This window comes from Pseudomonas sp. NPDC088890 (assembly GCF_044900155.1).
GTDB classification, from domain to species: domain Bacteria; phylum Pseudomonadota; class Gammaproteobacteria; order Pseudomonadales; family Pseudomonadaceae; genus Aquipseudomonas; species Aquipseudomonas urmiensis.
This window is the reverse complement of record NZ_JBJDNG010000003.1, coordinates 212,531-225,696: the sequence shown is the minus strand read 5'-3', so window position 1 is coordinate 225,696 and position 13,166 is coordinate 212,531. Positions and strand designations below refer to the sequence as shown.

The following is a 13,166-nucleotide window of genomic DNA, read 5'->3' as shown; positions in this document are numbered from 1 at the left end:
CTTGCCCCGCGATGACGTCGGTACAGACACCCTCGTCAATCCGCCGTAGGATGTCCAGCAGTCCCCCCCCAGCAGCCACAACCATGACCGTCCAACCCCAGCCCCATTTCAAGAAAATCCTATTCCGCCTGGAGCAGGACGCCCAAGGCTACCCACCCGCCTCGGTCGAAGGCCTGTGGGCCAAACAAGTCGACGCCGGCTACCTGATCGACAGCATCCCGTTTTATACCTATGGCATTGCCCCCGGCGACATCATCAGCGTCACCGACGAGGGTGAGCAAACCTGGTTTGCCGCCCTGCACGGCAATGGCGGTGCATCGGTCTTTCGGATAGTGGTCAAGGCGCCAGGCGCGTTTGAACAGGTCCGCGCGGCCTTGAGCGATTTCGGTTGCCCCTGCGAAGTCGAGCAAGCGGTAAAGATGCTCGCCGTGCACGTGCCGCCACGCCTATCGCTCGATACCCTGCTCTACTACCTGTTGACCCAGCGCGAAGCCGGCACCCTGGCGTTCGAGGAAGGCGTGTTGCGCCACGCCATCCCCGCAGAGTTTCTGTGATACCAGGCCATCGTCTGCCGATGGCCTGGCCAACCTTCACCCTTCTCGCTGGGCCTGTGCCAGGCGCGCGGCCGGCGTCCTGAACACGAACAGCAAGCCGATCACGATCAGCCCCATCCCCAGCAAGCTCAGCGGCGCCAGGCGGTTACCGAAGATCAGCAAGTCCATCACCGCAGTCACAGCCGGCACCAGGTAGAACAGGCTGGTGACATTGACCAGGTTGCCCCGGGCGATCAGCCGGTAGAGCAACAGCGTCGCCAGCAGCGAGACCACCAGGCTCATCCACAACAACGCACCGATGAAGCCGGTGGTGAAATCCACCTCCAGGTTCTGCAACGGCGCGAACAACGCGCACAAAACAAACCCGGCCAGGTACTGCAGCGGCAAGGTGCCCATGGGGTTATCGGTGATGCGCTTTTGCAGGATCGAGCCAAAGGTCATGCTCGCCAGCGCCAGCATGGCGAACAGCATCCCGACCAGGGACACCCCGCCCAGGTTGATGCCTTGGTAGACCACCATGACCAACCCGGCCAAGCCCAAGCCCAGGCCAAACAAGCGGCTCAAGAAGCGCTGGCGCTCCATCAGCACCACGGTGAGGATCGGTTGCACGCCCATCACCGTGGCCATCACCCCTGGGGTGACATGGGTGTTCAACGCCAGCAGGTAGAAGATCTGATAGGCGCCGAGCAACACACAACCGGTGACCAGGGCCTGCAGGATGGCCCGCGGTGAACGCGGCCAGCGCAGGCCCAGCAGCGGGCTGATCAGCAACAGCCCGCACAGCGCCAGAGCTGAGCGCAACAGCAGAAACGCGAACGGGCTGGCATGCGCTAGGCCGAGTTTGGAGACGATCGCCCCGCTGCTCCACAGCAGGACGAACAGGCTGGTAGTGGCCGCCGAGGCCACGGATGCTTTATTGAAGACGAACATGTAGTGCCACCTGTATGCAGGCAAATAAGCCAAACGGCGGGCGTGTGCTTCAGCGAGCGAAGGTGCCGACCGTGTTCAGTAGCGTGCGGGTGCGGGAGGGTTCGGCAAGACGCCGATCAGCCCAGCACAACCACGCAAGGAGGCGCGGTTACTACGCCCCCGACAACGCCACTGACAGGTGGTGGGTAGTGACTGAGCATGACCGGCTGCTGGCTACCACGCACGACCATGCCCGCGACAGGCGCGATGGCAAAGGCGTTGGTGGCAGGGATGGCGGACATGCACAGGCTCTTGGGTGAGGTGAATGGGCTTGACTATAGCGTTGCGCTCATCGCGGGGCAAGCCTGCTCCCACAAGGCTTGGCCCGGCGATGCTGGGCTCAGAACAACCAGCGATACAGCAGGTAAGCGACAACCACTGCCAACACCGGCCGCAGTACTCGATAAGCCTTGGGATTGGCGCGTTTGAATTGCTTGACCCGGCTACTGATCTTGTTGCTGAAGCGCTTGCTCCAGGCGTACGCCTGGTTGATGCCGCCAACCCGCTCGTCGTCGGTGTTCTGCGGCGCGGTGGCGCGGCCGAGGAAGGCGCTGACCTTGCGGTTGATGCGGGTCATCAGCGGGCTATTGAGCGGGCGCTCGACGTCGCAGAACAGGATCACCCGAGTCACCTCGGTTTCGTTCTTCACCCAGTGCACGAAGGTCTCGTCGAACATGACGTCTTCACCGTCACGCCAGGCATACGGCTGGCCGTCAACGTAGATGCGGCAGTTGTCCGAGTTAGGCGTGGACAGGCCCAGGTGATAGCGCAGCGAGCCGGCGAACGGGTCGCGGTGCGGATTGAGGTGGCTGCCGCCGGGCAGCAGGGCGAACATCGCGCCCTTGACGTTGGGAATGCTGCTGACCAACTCGACGGTCTTGGGGCACAGGGCTTGCGCCGAAGGCAGCGGTTTGTCGTACCACTTCAGGTAAAACCGCTTCCAGCCCTTTTTGAAGAACGAGCCGAAGCCTGCGTCATTGTCTTTTTCGGCGGCGCGGATGTAACCCTCGTCGAACAGGCGCATGGCCTCTTCGCGAATCACTTGCCAGTTGTCCTTGAGCACATCGAGCTCAGGGAAGCGCTGACGGTCCAGATAGGGTTTGGACGGTACGCCGGAGAACAGGTACATCAGGCTGTTGTAGGGAGCGAACAACGCCGAATGGTTGACGAATTGGCGTAGCACCGGCAGCCGGGCCTTGCCGCGCAGGTGCACGAACAGCACGCTGCCGAAGAACACCAGCAGAACACCCGCCTTGGCGACAAAGGAAAAGGTCATGCAACACTCCTTGGAATAGGAAATCAGGCCATCGCTTCCAGATAGCCGGACATCATAAACCCATCCGACGCGGGTAAAAACAACTTGGGTCGGATAGCAATGTTGAAGATTTTGTAATAAAGGCCGTGGCTGGGTATTGCGCCGGGTCAGGTAATAGCCCACTTGCGACTGCTACGCAGTCCATCGCAGGCAAGCCAGCTCCTACAGAATTGCGCGGCATGTGTAGGAGCGGGCTTGCCTGCGAAGAGGCCGGCACTGACTGAATGCCTACTGCTGGTTTTCCTGTTCGGTGAACAGATCGGCGAAGAGCATGCTCGACAAGTAGCGCTCACCCGAATCAGGTAGGATCACCACGATGGTCTTGCCCTGCATCTCCGGCTTCTCAGCCAGGCGCACCGCCGCGGCCATTGCCGCGCCGCAGGAAATACCGCAGAGGATGCCCTCTTCCTGCATCAGGCGCAGGGCCATGGCCTTGGACTCTTCGTCGCTGACCCTCTCGACCTGGTCGACCAGCGACAGGTCAAGGTTCTTCGGCACGAAGCCTGCGCCGATGCCCTGGATCTTGTGCGGGCTGGGCTTGAGCTCTTCGCCGGCCAGGGTCTGGCTGATCAGCGGCGAGGCGATAGGCTCGACGGCAACCGACAGGATCGGCTTGCCTTGGGTGTTCTTGATATAGCGCGACACGCCGGTGATGGTGCCGCCGGTGCCGACGCCTGCGACCAACACGTCGACCGCGCCATCGGTGTCGTTCCAGATCTCCGGGCCGGTGGTCTTTTCGTGGATCGCCGGGTTGGCCGGGTTGTCGAACTGGCCCGGCTGGTAGTACTTGGCAGGGTCGGAGGCGACGATTTCGTTGGCCTTCTCGATCGCGCCCTTCATGCCTTTGGCAGGCTCGGTCAGTACCAACTCGGCGCCCAGCGCCTTGAGCACCTTGCGCCGCTCCAGGCTCATCGAGGCGGGCATGGTCAGCAACAATTTGTAGCCGCGGGCGGCGGCGACGAAGGCCAGGCCGATACCGGTGTTGCCCGAGGTCGGCTCGACGATGGTCATGCCCGGCTTGAGCTTGCCGCTGGCTTCGGCGTCCCAGACCATGTTGGCACCGATCCGGCACTTGACCGAGTAGCCAGGGTTGCGCCCTTCGATCTTGGCCAGGATGGTCACCCCGCGCGGGGCGATACGGTTGATCTGCACCAGCGGCGTGTTGCCGATGGAGTGCGCGTTGTCTGCGTAGATACGGCTCATGGCAGGGTCCTTAACCGAGCGGGGAAAGCTTCAAGGGTAAGCCTGCCCGAGAGGAGCGTAAAGCCCGTTCGAACTCCCGCGACGGGCCTGCGGTCAACCGGACATCCTCGATTGGAGAGCCTTCGATGAAAGCGCGTTATCGCTGGCCGCTGGTCGGCCTGGCCAGCCTGGCCGTGCTGCTGGTGGCGCTGCACCTGGCGCTGCCCTACCTGGTGCGCGACTACCTCAACGACAAGCTCGCCGACATGGGCGAGTACCGTGGCCAGATCACCGATGTCGACCTGGCCTGGTGGCGAGGGGCCTACCAGATCAATGGGCTGAAGATCGTCAAGACCACCGGCAAAGTGCCAGTGCCGTTTGTCGATGCGCCGTTGATCGACCTGTCGGTGAGCTGGCACGCGTTGTGGTACGACCGGGCCGTGGTGGCCGAAGTGGTGTTCGTCCGCCCAGAGCTGAACTTCGTCGACGGCGGCAACAAGCAGAATTCGCAGACCGGTCGTGGCACCGACTGGCGTCAGCAGCTGGAAAAGCTGCTGCCGATCACCCTCAATGAAGTGCGCATCGACAATGGCACGCTGACCTTTCGCAATTACAACTCCAAGCCGCCCGTCGAGCTCAAGGCCACTCGATTGCAAGCGAGTATCCGCAACCTGACCAATGTGCGCGACGACAAAGGTCGGCGTGATGCCAGCTTCGAAGGTTCTGCGCTATTGCTTGGTGACGCCAAGGTGGAAAGCCGGGCGACCTTCGATCCGTTCAGCGACTTCGACGACTTTGAGTTCCGCCTGCGTGCGACGGGCATCCAGCTGCGTCGACTCAACGATTTCGCCAGCGCCTACGGCAAGTTCGACTTCAACGCCGGCCACGGCGATGTGGTGATCGAGGCCCAGGCCGAGAAGGGTCGGCTCAATGGCTATATCAAGCCGCTGCTGCGCGATGTGGATGTGTTCAATTGGCAGCAGGATGTCGAGAACAAGGACAAGGGTTTCTTCCGTTCGATCTGGGAGGCGTTGGTCGGTGCCTCGGAAACCGTGCTGAAAAACCAGCCGAAAAACCAGTTCGCCACCCGCGTGGAACTCAGCGGCAGTGTCCATCAGCAGGACATCAGCGGGTTTGAGGCCTTTTTGCAGATTCTGCGTAACGGTTTCGTGCAGGCGTTCAATGCACGATATGAGCAACCTGCGCCTGATTCCGACTGAGCCTGCGTGACGGGCCATTCAGGGACTGAATACCCGGTCTGCGTTTGCATGTGCCTGGGGCCGGGGTATAGTCGCTGACACACATAGACAATGTTGTCTGGGCCGCCCCTATCGCGGGGTACGCACGCTCCCACGCCGCGCTACACACAGAATGCGTGGGAGCGGGCTTGCCCCGCGATGAGGCCGCCACTGACACCCCGCACAGAGGATAGGTTGATGAAGTTCGAAGGCACCCGCGACTACGTCGCCACAGACGACCTGAAACTGGCGGTCAACGCGGCGGTTACCCTGGAGCGCCCACTGCTGGTCAAAGGCGAGCCGGGCACCGGCAAGACCATGCTCGCCGAGCAACTGGCGGCTTCCTTCGGCGCCAAGCTGATCACCTGGCACATCAAGTCGACCACCAAGGCCCACCAGGGCCTCTACGAATACGACGCAGTGAGCCGCCTGCGCGACTCGCAGCTGGGCGTGGACAAGGTCCACGATGTGCGCAACTACCTGAAGAAGGGCAAGCTGTGGGAGGCGTTCGAGTCTGAAGAGCGGGTGATCCTGCTGATCGACGAGATCGACAAGGCCGACATCGAGTTCCCCAACGACCTGCTGCAAGAGCTCGACAAGATGGAGTTCTACGTCTACGAAATCGACGAGACCATCAAGGCCAAGCAGCGGCCGATCATCATCATTACCTCGAACAACGAAAAGGAGCTGCCCGACGCCTTCCTGCGCCGCTGCTTCTTCCACTACATCGCCTTCCCCGACCGCGACACCCTGCAGAAGATCGTCGATGTGCACTACCCGAACATCAAGCAGTCGCTGGTCAGCGAGGCGCTGGATGTATTCTTCGATGTGCGCAAGGTGCCGGGCCTGAAGAAGAAGCCCTCCACCTCCGAACTGGTCGACTGGCTCAAGCTGCTGATGGCCGACAATATCGGCGAAGCGGTGTTGCGCGAGCGCGATCCGACCAAGGCCATCCCGCCGCTGGCCGGCGCCCTGGTCAAGAACGAGCAGGACGTGCAACTGCTCGAGCGCCTGGCATTCATGAGCCGACGCGGCAATCGCTGACAGGAGCCGGTCATGCTGCTCAACCTGTTCAACGAAATGCGCGCGGCCAAGGTGCCGGTCTCGGTGCGCGAACTGCTCGACCTGCTGGCGGCCCTGCAGCAGCGGGTGGTGTTCGCCGACATGGACGAGTTCTACTACCTCGCCCGAGCGATTCTGGTCAAGGACGAGCGACACTTCGACAAATTCGACCGGGCCTTCGGCGCCTACTTCAAGGGCCTGGAGAACCTCGACCGACACCTGGAGGCGCTGATCCCCGAAGAGTGGCTGCGCAAGGAGTTCGAGCGTTCGCTCAGCGATGAGGAGCGCGCGCAGATCCAATCGCTCGGTGGCCTGGACAAGCTGATCGAGGAGTTCAAGAAACGCCTCGAAGAGCAGAAAGAACGCCACGCCGGCGGCAACAAGTGGATCGGCACCGGCGGTACCAGCCCGTTTGGCTCAGGTGGCTTCAACCCTGAAGGCATCCGGGTCGGCGAGGCCGGCAAACGCCAGGGCAAGGCGGTCAAGGTCTGGGACCAGCGCGAGTACAAGAACCTCGACGATCAGGTCGAGCTGGGCACGCGCAACATCAAGCTGGCCTTGCGCCGGCTGCGCAAGTTCGCCCGCCAAGGTGCGGCTGAAGAGCTGGACATCGATGGCACCATCGACCACACCGCCCGCGACGCCGGGCTGCTGAACATCCAGATGCGCCCAGAGCGGCGCAACACGGTGAAGTTGCTGCTGCTATTCGACATCGGCGGGTCGATGGACGCCCATGTGCGGGTATGCGAAGAGCTGTTCTCGGCCTGCAAGACCGAGTTCAAGCACCTGGAGTACTACTACTTCCACAACTGCGTGTACGAGTCGGTGTGGAAGAACAACCTGCGCCGCACGTCAGAGCGCTTTGCCACCTTCGACTTGCTGCACAAGTACGGCGATGACTACAAGGTGGTGTTCGTTGGCGATGCGGCCATGGCGCCTTACGAGATCACCCAGCCTGGCGGCAGTGTCGAGCACTGGAACGAGGAAGCCGGCTATGTGTGGATGCAGCGCTTCAAGGAGAAATTCAAGAAGATCGTCTGGATCAACCCGTATCCCAAGCAGACCTGGGACTACACCGCCTCCACCCACCTGATCCGCGAGCTGGTCGAAGACAAGATGTATCCGCTGACCTTGCAGGGGTTGGAGGATGCGATGAAGTATCTGTCCAAATAGACTTGTGCTGGATTCACCGGCCTCTTCGCGGGCAAGCCCGCTCCCACAGGTACCCCACTGTTCTTGAGTTCAGTGGGGTACCTGTGGGAGCGGGCTTGCCCGCGAAGAGGCCGCGACAGGCCAACACCAAGCCAGCAGCTCAGCGCCAGCTCTCCTTGACCGCCTTGCGCCGCCCGCCAAGAATCACCCAGCCGACCAGCAGCAACACACTCTCGACCACCAAGGCCAGCAAGAACCCCGCCCCCAGGCCCCAGCCAATCGCCTCTGGCACCAGCAGAATCTGGTAGCTGTAGCCCTTGAGGGTTTCTTCGCGCAGCTGTGGATCGGCCTGCACCAGCACATGCCAGCTGCGGCTCAACCACGATCCTTGCAACGCCTGCCACTCGCGCTCGAGCAACTGATTGCGGATCAGCAGGCTCTCGATGCTGTTGGCGTCGCTGAGAAACACCGGATCGTCACTGCTGCGATAGTGGCGCACCAGCGCCTGCAAATCGCCCTTGAAGAAGCGCTCGGCGGTCTCCTGGAAGCCCGACAGCGCCTCGCGCGACTCCAGTACATGCGCCTCGACCCGCTGGCTGTAGTCCTTGACCATGCCCGGGACCTGAATACCGGCCAGCAGGCCGAAGGTGAACAGCAGCAACCGCAGGTAACTTCTGAACATGCAGCGTCCTTAGCTTTGCCCGTGGGCGATGCACTCGCCATGGCGCCACAGCGCCCATTGGCCGGGCTCATAACGGTGCCAGGTTTCGTTTTCGGTCAGGGCCTCGGTGGTGATCACCGTGACCACGTCATTTGGAGTGGTTTCTGCCTGGAAGTCGACGATCATGTCGACATCCTTGAGCCTGGCCGGGCCAAACGGTGCGCGACGGGTAATGTGCGCCAGTTTGGTCGAACAGAAGCAGAACAGCCAGTCGCCGTTGCTCAGCAAACCATTGAACACGCCCTTGCCACGGTACTCGGCGCAGGCCTCGACCAACACGGGCAACAGTTGCTCGACCTCGACCGGCTCCGGGAAGGCGCTACGCACGCGATTGAGCAGGTCGCAGAAGGCCGCTTCGCTGTCGGTGTCGCCAATGGGCCGGTAGAAGGTTTTCTGTCCGCTGAAATCAGCCAGTTGGCCATTGTGCGCGAAACACCAGTTATGCCCCCACAGTTCGCGCACGAACGGGTGAGTATTGGACAGGCAGACCTTGCCGACGTTGGCCTGGCGAATATGGCCGATGACCACCTCGCTCTTGATCGGATAGCGCTGCACCAGCTTGGCCACTTCCGATTCGCTGCTCGCTGCCGGGTCCTGGAACAGACGCAGGCCGCGCCCTTCATAGAAACCGATGCCCCAGCCATCGCGGTGCGGACCGGTACGGCCGCCGCGCTGCATCAGTCCGGAGAAGCTGAAGACAATGTCAGTAGGGACGTTGGCACTCATGCCCAGCAGTTCGCACATACGCGCGGCTTCCTTTACAGACGGGGCTCGACCCGGCCGCGGCCAGGGGCCGCTGGCGGCGGGTCGTTGCGATAACGGTCATTGCGATCGGCGGCAACCGATGCCTCGGCCAGCACCTGGTCATCTTCGCCGACCTGGCGCTGGGCGGCGGCATCGGCCTGCTCGCGGCGCTCGCGGGCGCGTTTTTCCAGCGGCCAGCGGATCAGCACGAAGAGCAGATACAGGGCAAAGGCGATCATGCCGTACATGGCCAGGTCCGAGGCGGCGCGCCAGGCGTTGTTACCGACCTTGAAGGCGATATCCAAGGCACTGATGGCGATGGCCGGGGCGAAGCTTTCCTTGACCGGATCGACGATGGTTGGGGTCAGCAGCAGCACCGCGATGATCACCCGCAGCGGTTCGCGCAGCCAACGCCACATCCAGCCGGTGAGTTTGAAGCCCACCAGCAGGCAGCCCAGGGCGGCCACGGCATAGAGGCCCCAGGCGAGGGTATAGTCGTTCTCGGTCATGGTGTTCGTGCAAGCCAGGCAAAGAGACGCCTATGATAAACACATTTGGGCCTAGGCGCCCCTATCGCGGGGCAAGCCCGCTCCCAGGTGCTGTTTGATTGAACACTGCCAGCGTGGGAGCGGGCTTGCCCCGCGATAGGGCCGGCAAAGCCCGCAACAGCACACCAAGAGATCATTCATGCCAGCCACCGCTAAAGCTCCAATCGCCCATCAGGCCCCAGGCGCCGACCCCTACGCCTGGCTGCAAGAGCGCGACACCCCCGAGGTACTGGCCTACCTGCACGCCGAAAACGCCTACCAGGAGGCCTGCCTGGCCGACCAGGCGCCGCTGCGCGAGCAACTGTTCAAAGAGATCAAGGGCCGCATCAAGGAAACCGACCTGTCATTGCCCTCGCCCTGGGGCCCTTGGCTGTATTACACGCGCACCACCGCCGGCGACGAATACCCACGCCACTACCGCTGCCCGCGCCCGGCCGACGACTCCAACACGGTCGATGAAAGCCGCGAACAATTGCTGCTCGACCCCAACGCCCTGGCCGCTGGCGGCTTCCTGGCACTGGGCGCGTTCAATGTCAGCCCCGACCACCGCCTGCTGGCCTACAGCCTCGACACCAACGGCGAAGAAACCTACACGCTGTATGTCAAGGACCTGGCCAGCGGCAGCATCACCACCCTGCCCTTCGACGACTGCGACGGCAGCATGACCTGGGCCAACGATAGCCAGACGCTGTTCTTCGCTGAACTGGACGACACCCACCGCCCTTGGCGCCTGCGCCGCTTTACCTTGGGCGAGGCTGACGCGCAGACCGTGTTCGAGGAAGCCGATGGACGGTTCTTCCTGCACTGCTACCGCGCCAGCTCCGAGCGCCAGCTGATCCTGCTGCTCAACAGCAAGACCACCAGCGAGGCCTGGGTGCTCGACGCCAGCACCCCACAGGCCGACTTCACCTGCCTGGCGCCACGTGAGGAAAATCACGAGTACTACCCCGATCACGGCCAGCTCGATGGCCAGTGGCGCTGGTTCATCCGCAGCAACCAGGACGGGATCAACTTCGCCCTGTTCCACGCCCCTGCCGAGCAGGTGCCAAGCCGCGCGCAGTGGCAGGTGCTGGTGGCGCACCGTGAGACGATCATGCTCGAAGGCCTGAGCCTCAATGCCAGCGCGCTGGCGCTGAGCCTGCGCGAAGGTGGCCTGCCGATCATCGAAGTGCGCCCGCAAGGTTTGCCGACATACCGCGTGGAGCTGCCGGATGCGGCCTACAGCCTGTATGTGCAAGACAGCCTGGAGTTTTCCAGCAGCCGCATTCGCCTGCGGTATGAAGCGCTCAACCGCCCAGCCCAGGTGCGCCAACTGGAGCTGGCCAGTGGTGCTCAGCAGGTGCTCAAAGAGACGCCAGTGCTTGGCGCGTTCGATGCCGACGCCTACGTCAGCCAGCGCTTGTGGGCGACCGCCAAGGATGGCACGCAGGTGCCGATCAGCCTGGTCCGCCGCCGCGAGGATCTGGACAAGACAGTGCCGCTCTATCTGTACGGCTATGGCGCCTATGGCGAAAGCCTCGACCCATGGTTCTCCCACGCCCGGCTGAGCTTGCTCGAACGCGGCGTGGCCTTCGCCATCGCCCATGTGCGTGGCGGCGGCGAGCTGGGCGAGGCCTGGTACCGGGCTGGCAAGCAGCAACACAAGCAGAACAGCTTCGATGACTTCATCGCCTGCGCCGAACACCTGATCGCCGAGGGCGTCACCGGCCGCGAACGCCTGGCGATCAGCGGCGGCAGCGCCGGCGGCCTGCTGATTGGCGCGGTACTCAACCAGCGTCCGGATCTCTTCCGTTGCGCGATTGCCGAAGTGCCGTTCGTCGACGTGCTCAACACCATGCTCGACCCTGAGTTGCCGCTGACCGTGACCGAGTACGACGAGTGGGGCAACCCCGAGGAGCCGCAGGTTTACGCACGGATCAGGGCTTATGCGCCCTACGAGAACGTCAAGGCCCAGGCCTATCCTGCCATGCTGGTGGTGGCCGGTTACAACGACAGCCGCGTGCAGTACTGGGAAGCAGCCAAGTGGGTCGCGCGCTTGCGTACGCGCAAGACCGACGACAACCTGCTGCTGCTCAAGACTGAGATGGGCGCGGGTCACGGCGGCATGAGCGGCCGGTACCAAGGGCTCAAGGACGTGGCGTTGGAGTATGCGTTCGTCTTCAATGAGCTGGGCGTGGTGTAAATCGGTTTTTTTGTTGTCTTAAGGTGGATTTGTCTTGCCGGTTTTGCGTCGCCAGTGCTGGCCTCTTCGCGGGCAAGCCCGCTCCCACATGGGCCGAGTCGATCACACAATTGATAGGGGTCTGCACGATCCCTGTGGGAGCGGGCTTGCCCGCGAAGAGGCCAGCACTGGCGACAAAAACTGCGCTTGAAAGACGCGAACCAACGATCCACCGCCCCAGACAGAAGAACAACACATGCCAGACGCCTCCCAGCTCAATGCCGAAATCCGCGACATGCTCATGGACTGCGGCCTGTTCGACGCCCTGCAACCAACCGACTTCCACGCCGTGGCCGGCTACTTCAGCCTCGCCCATATGACTGCCGGCGAGACGATTTTCCAGGAAGGCGACGCCGGTACCTTCATGTGCATCCTGCACCGCGGCCAAGTCTCAGTGCGCAAGACCGATGGCAGCGGCCAGGCGGTGGAAATCGCCGTGCTGCGCCGCGGCGCGTTTGGCGAAATGGCCGTGCTCGACGGTGAGCGCCGCTCGGCCAGTTGCGTAGCGGCCAGCGAATGCCAACTGCTGACCCTGGGCAAGGACTCGTTGGAAAAGATGCTCAACGAAGCGCCACGCATCGCTGCGCGGATCATCCGCGCACTGGCTGTGGCGCTATCGAAGCGCTTGCGCATGCAAGACGGCCAGCGCCTGGCCCAGGTCTAATCGTCCTTGGCCGGTGGTCGCGGCGGCTCTTGCGAAAGGCCCGGCAGCGGCTGATCGCGCGGTGGCCCGGGCACGGGCATCGGCGGCAACAGCGGTGCACCGGGCTGGCGGTCGTAGGCCTTGGGCGGTGCGCTCGGGGTAATCTGTGGATAGGGCGTGGGCGTGGCGGTGCCCGGTGCACCAGGCACCGGCGTGGTGATCCGGGGCTGCTGGCCAGCGGCGTGCGCCAAGGGCGCGGCAACCACGATCAATGCGGCGAGGATCGCATGCAACATCTGCAACCTCCTGTCGGGAATCTTTCTACAGGCTACGCCGATCTGCAGGTTTTTGCCTGTCCGCGTGGCCTGCAGGCGCGCTAGACTCAAGGCTATAACCGTCATTCGCCTGAATACAATAAAGGTAACACCATGAGTTCCACCCTATCGGCTACCGCCCGCCTCGACCGCATCCTTGCGGACGCCAAGCGCGACAAGGAAATGGGCTACCGCGACAAGGCCCTGAAGATGTATCCCCATGTCTGCGGCCGCTGCGCCCGTGAGTTCTCCGGCAAACGCCTGTCGGAGCTGACCGTGCACCATCGTGACCATAACCACGACAACAACCCCCAAGATGGCTCGAACTGGGAACTGTTGTGCCTGTATTGCCACGACAACGAGCACTCGCGCTACACCGACCAACAGTACTTCAGCGAAGGCTCGACCAGCACGCCGAGCATCGCCAAGGCCACCCACAACCCGTTCGCCGGTTTGGCCGGCCTGCTGAAGAAAGACTGATCCCCATCACTGCCGGCAAGCCC

Annotated in this window: 15 protein-coding genes; 7 read left to right on the top strand and 8 right to left on the bottom strand. The window is 62.8% G+C overall.

The features are described 5' to 3' along the window. The first annotated feature begins 83 nt into the window (after nucleotides 1-83). Entirely contained in the window at nucleotides 84-554 is a 471-nt protein-coding gene (locus ACI2JX_RS08805) for a DUF4265 domain-containing protein (protein ID WP_368973208.1), read from the top strand. Between the two features lie 36 nt (nucleotides 555-590). Here the strand turns inward: ACI2JX_RS08805 and ACI2JX_RS08800 are convergent, their stop codons facing one another. The 4 genes from ACI2JX_RS08800 to cysK all read right to left on the bottom strand — a co-directional run bounded on the left by ACI2JX_RS08800 (nucleotide 591) and on the right by cysK (nucleotide 4,041). Next, the gene (locus tag ACI2JX_RS08800; protein ID WP_404689905.1) at nucleotides 591-1,484 is read right to left on the bottom strand and encodes a DMT family transporter; all 894 of its coding nucleotides are present in this window, start codon (nucleotides 1,482-1,484) and stop codon (nucleotides 591-593) included. A gap of 116 nt (nucleotides 1,485-1,600) precedes the next feature. Beyond that, entirely contained in the window at nucleotides 1,601-1,765 is a 165-nt protein-coding gene (locus tag ACI2JX_RS08795) for a hypothetical protein (protein ID WP_264236207.1), read from the bottom strand. Nucleotides 1,766-1,863: 98 nt separating this feature from the next. Then, entirely contained in the window at nucleotides 1,864-2,799 is a 936-nt protein-coding gene (locus ACI2JX_RS08790; RefSeq protein ID WP_264236206.1) for an aspartyl/asparaginyl beta-hydroxylase domain-containing protein, read from the bottom strand. A gap of 267 nt (nucleotides 2,800-3,066) precedes the next feature. Beyond that, nucleotides 3,067-4,041, bottom strand: coding sequence for a cysteine synthase A (cysK, locus tag ACI2JX_RS08785; protein WP_368973206.1), 975 nt, complete (start codon nucleotides 4,039-4,041; stop codon nucleotides 3,067-3,069). Nucleotides 4,042-4,166: 125 nt separating this feature from the next. On the opposite strand from cysK, the gene ACI2JX_RS08780 reads away from it, so the two are divergent. From ACI2JX_RS08780 to ACI2JX_RS08770, 3 genes are all read left to right on the top strand, one after another. After that, nucleotides 4,167-5,240, top strand: coding sequence for a DUF748 domain-containing protein (locus ACI2JX_RS08780; RefSeq protein ID WP_264236204.1), 1,074 nt, complete (start codon nucleotides 4,167-4,169; stop codon nucleotides 5,238-5,240). Nucleotides 5,241-5,456: 216 nt separating this feature from the next. Beyond that, complete coding sequence (locus tag ACI2JX_RS08775) at nucleotides 5,457-6,302, top strand: MoxR family ATPase (protein WP_186557470.1); 846 nt, start codon at nucleotides 5,457-5,459, stop codon at nucleotides 6,300-6,302. A gap of 12 nt (nucleotides 6,303-6,314) precedes the next feature. Beyond that, the gene (locus tag ACI2JX_RS08770; RefSeq protein WP_368973205.1) at nucleotides 6,315-7,493 is read left to right on the top strand and encodes a VWA domain-containing protein; all 1,179 of its coding nucleotides are present in this window, start codon (nucleotides 6,315-6,317) and stop codon (nucleotides 7,491-7,493) included. Between the two features lie 139 nt (nucleotides 7,494-7,632). Here ACI2JX_RS08770 and ACI2JX_RS08765 read toward each other — a convergent pair whose 3' ends face one another. The 3 genes from ACI2JX_RS08765 to ACI2JX_RS08755 are packed head-to-tail and all read right to left on the bottom strand — an operon-like array spanning nucleotide 7,633 to nucleotide 9,446. Continuing rightward, complete coding sequence (locus tag ACI2JX_RS08765; RefSeq protein WP_368973204.1) at nucleotides 7,633-8,154, bottom strand: DUF2937 family protein; 522 nt, start codon at nucleotides 8,152-8,154, stop codon at nucleotides 7,633-7,635. Between the two features lie 9 nt (nucleotides 8,155-8,163). Continuing rightward, entirely contained in the window at nucleotides 8,164-8,937 is a 774-nt protein-coding gene (locus ACI2JX_RS08760) for a class II glutamine amidotransferase (protein ID WP_264236201.1), read from the bottom strand. Between the two features lie 14 nt (nucleotides 8,938-8,951). Further along, the gene (locus ACI2JX_RS08755; protein WP_404689904.1) at nucleotides 8,952-9,446 is read right to left on the bottom strand and encodes an MFS transporter; all 495 of its coding nucleotides are present in this window, start codon (nucleotides 9,444-9,446) and stop codon (nucleotides 8,952-8,954) included. A gap of 178 nt (nucleotides 9,447-9,624) precedes the next feature. Between ACI2JX_RS08755 and ACI2JX_RS08750 the strand changes: the two genes are divergently transcribed. Continuing rightward, the gene (locus ACI2JX_RS08750) at nucleotides 9,625-11,667 is read left to right on the top strand and encodes a S9 family peptidase (RefSeq protein ID WP_404689903.1); all 2,043 of its coding nucleotides are present in this window, start codon (nucleotides 9,625-9,627) and stop codon (nucleotides 11,665-11,667) included. Between the two features lie 235 nt (nucleotides 11,668-11,902). Beyond that, the gene (locus ACI2JX_RS08745; RefSeq protein WP_368973201.1) at nucleotides 11,903-12,370 is read left to right on the top strand and encodes a cyclic nucleotide-binding domain-containing protein; all 468 of its coding nucleotides are present in this window, start codon (nucleotides 11,903-11,905) and stop codon (nucleotides 12,368-12,370) included. Here ACI2JX_RS08745 and ACI2JX_RS08740 read toward each other — a convergent pair. Further along, the gene (locus ACI2JX_RS08740) at nucleotides 12,367-12,645 is read right to left on the bottom strand and encodes a hypothetical protein (protein ID WP_186555288.1); all 279 of its coding nucleotides are present in this window, start codon (nucleotides 12,643-12,645) and stop codon (nucleotides 12,367-12,369) included. The two genes, ACI2JX_RS08745 and ACI2JX_RS08740, sit on opposite strands and share 4 nt — an antisense overlap. 132 nt (nucleotides 12,646-12,777) lie before the next feature. Between ACI2JX_RS08740 and ACI2JX_RS08735 the strand changes: the two genes are divergently transcribed. Continuing rightward, the gene (locus tag ACI2JX_RS08735) at nucleotides 12,778-13,143 is read left to right on the top strand and encodes a YajD family HNH nuclease (RefSeq protein WP_186555289.1); all 366 of its coding nucleotides are present in this window, start codon (nucleotides 12,778-12,780) and stop codon (nucleotides 13,141-13,143) included. The last annotated feature ends 23 nt before the right edge of the window (nucleotides 13,144-13,166 follow it).

What these genes read in the sequence shown, in the direction of transcription:
- ACI2JX_RS08740 (WP_186555288.1), bottom strand. Translation starts at nt 12,645, where the DNA reads ATGTTGCATGCGATCCTCGCCGCATTGATCGTGGTTGCCGCGCCCTTG.
- ACI2JX_RS08795 (WP_264236207.1), bottom strand. Translation starts at nt 1,765, where the DNA reads ATGTCCGCCATCCCTGCCACCAACGCCTTTGCCATCGCGCCTGTCGCG.
- ACI2JX_RS08750 (WP_404689903.1), top strand. Translation starts at nt 9,625, where the DNA reads ATGCCAGCCACCGCTAAAGCTCCAATCGCCCATCAGGCCCCAGGCGCC.
- ACI2JX_RS08760 (WP_264236201.1), bottom strand. Translation starts at nt 8,937, where the DNA reads ATGTGCGAACTGCTGGGCATGAGTGCCAACGTCCCTACTGACATTGTC.
- ACI2JX_RS08770 (WP_368973205.1), top strand. Translation starts at nt 6,315, where the DNA reads ATGCTGCTCAACCTGTTCAACGAAATGCGCGCGGCCAAGGTGCCGGTC.
- ACI2JX_RS08805 (WP_368973208.1), top strand. Translation starts at nt 84, where the DNA reads ATGACCGTCCAACCCCAGCCCCATTTCAAGAAAATCCTATTCCGCCTG.
- ACI2JX_RS08735 (WP_186555289.1), top strand. Translation starts at nt 12,778, where the DNA reads ATGAGTTCCACCCTATCGGCTACCGCCCGCCTCGACCGCATCCTTGCG.
- ACI2JX_RS08755 (WP_404689904.1), bottom strand. Translation starts at nt 9,446, where the DNA reads ATGACCGAGAACGACTATACCCTCGCCTGGGGCCTCTATGCCGTGGCC.
- ACI2JX_RS08765 (WP_368973204.1), bottom strand. Translation starts at nt 8,154, where the DNA reads ATGTTCAGAAGTTACCTGCGGTTGCTGCTGTTCACCTTCGGCCTGCTG.
- ACI2JX_RS08775 (WP_186557470.1), top strand. Translation starts at nt 5,457, where the DNA reads ATGAAGTTCGAAGGCACCCGCGACTACGTCGCCACAGACGACCTGAAA.
- ACI2JX_RS08780 (WP_264236204.1), top strand. Translation starts at nt 4,167, where the DNA reads ATGAAAGCGCGTTATCGCTGGCCGCTGGTCGGCCTGGCCAGCCTGGCC.
- ACI2JX_RS08800 (WP_404689905.1), bottom strand. Translation starts at nt 1,484, where the DNA reads ATGTTCGTCTTCAATAAAGCATCCGTGGCCTCGGCGGCCACTACCAGC.
- ACI2JX_RS08745 (WP_368973201.1), top strand. Translation starts at nt 11,903, where the DNA reads ATGCCAGACGCCTCCCAGCTCAATGCCGAAATCCGCGACATGCTCATG.
- ACI2JX_RS08790 (WP_264236206.1), bottom strand. Translation starts at nt 2,799, where the DNA reads ATGACCTTTTCCTTTGTCGCCAAGGCGGGTGTTCTGCTGGTGTTCTTC.
- cysK (WP_368973206.1), bottom strand. Translation starts at nt 4,041, where the DNA reads ATGAGCCGTATCTACGCAGACAACGCGCACTCCATCGGCAACACGCCG.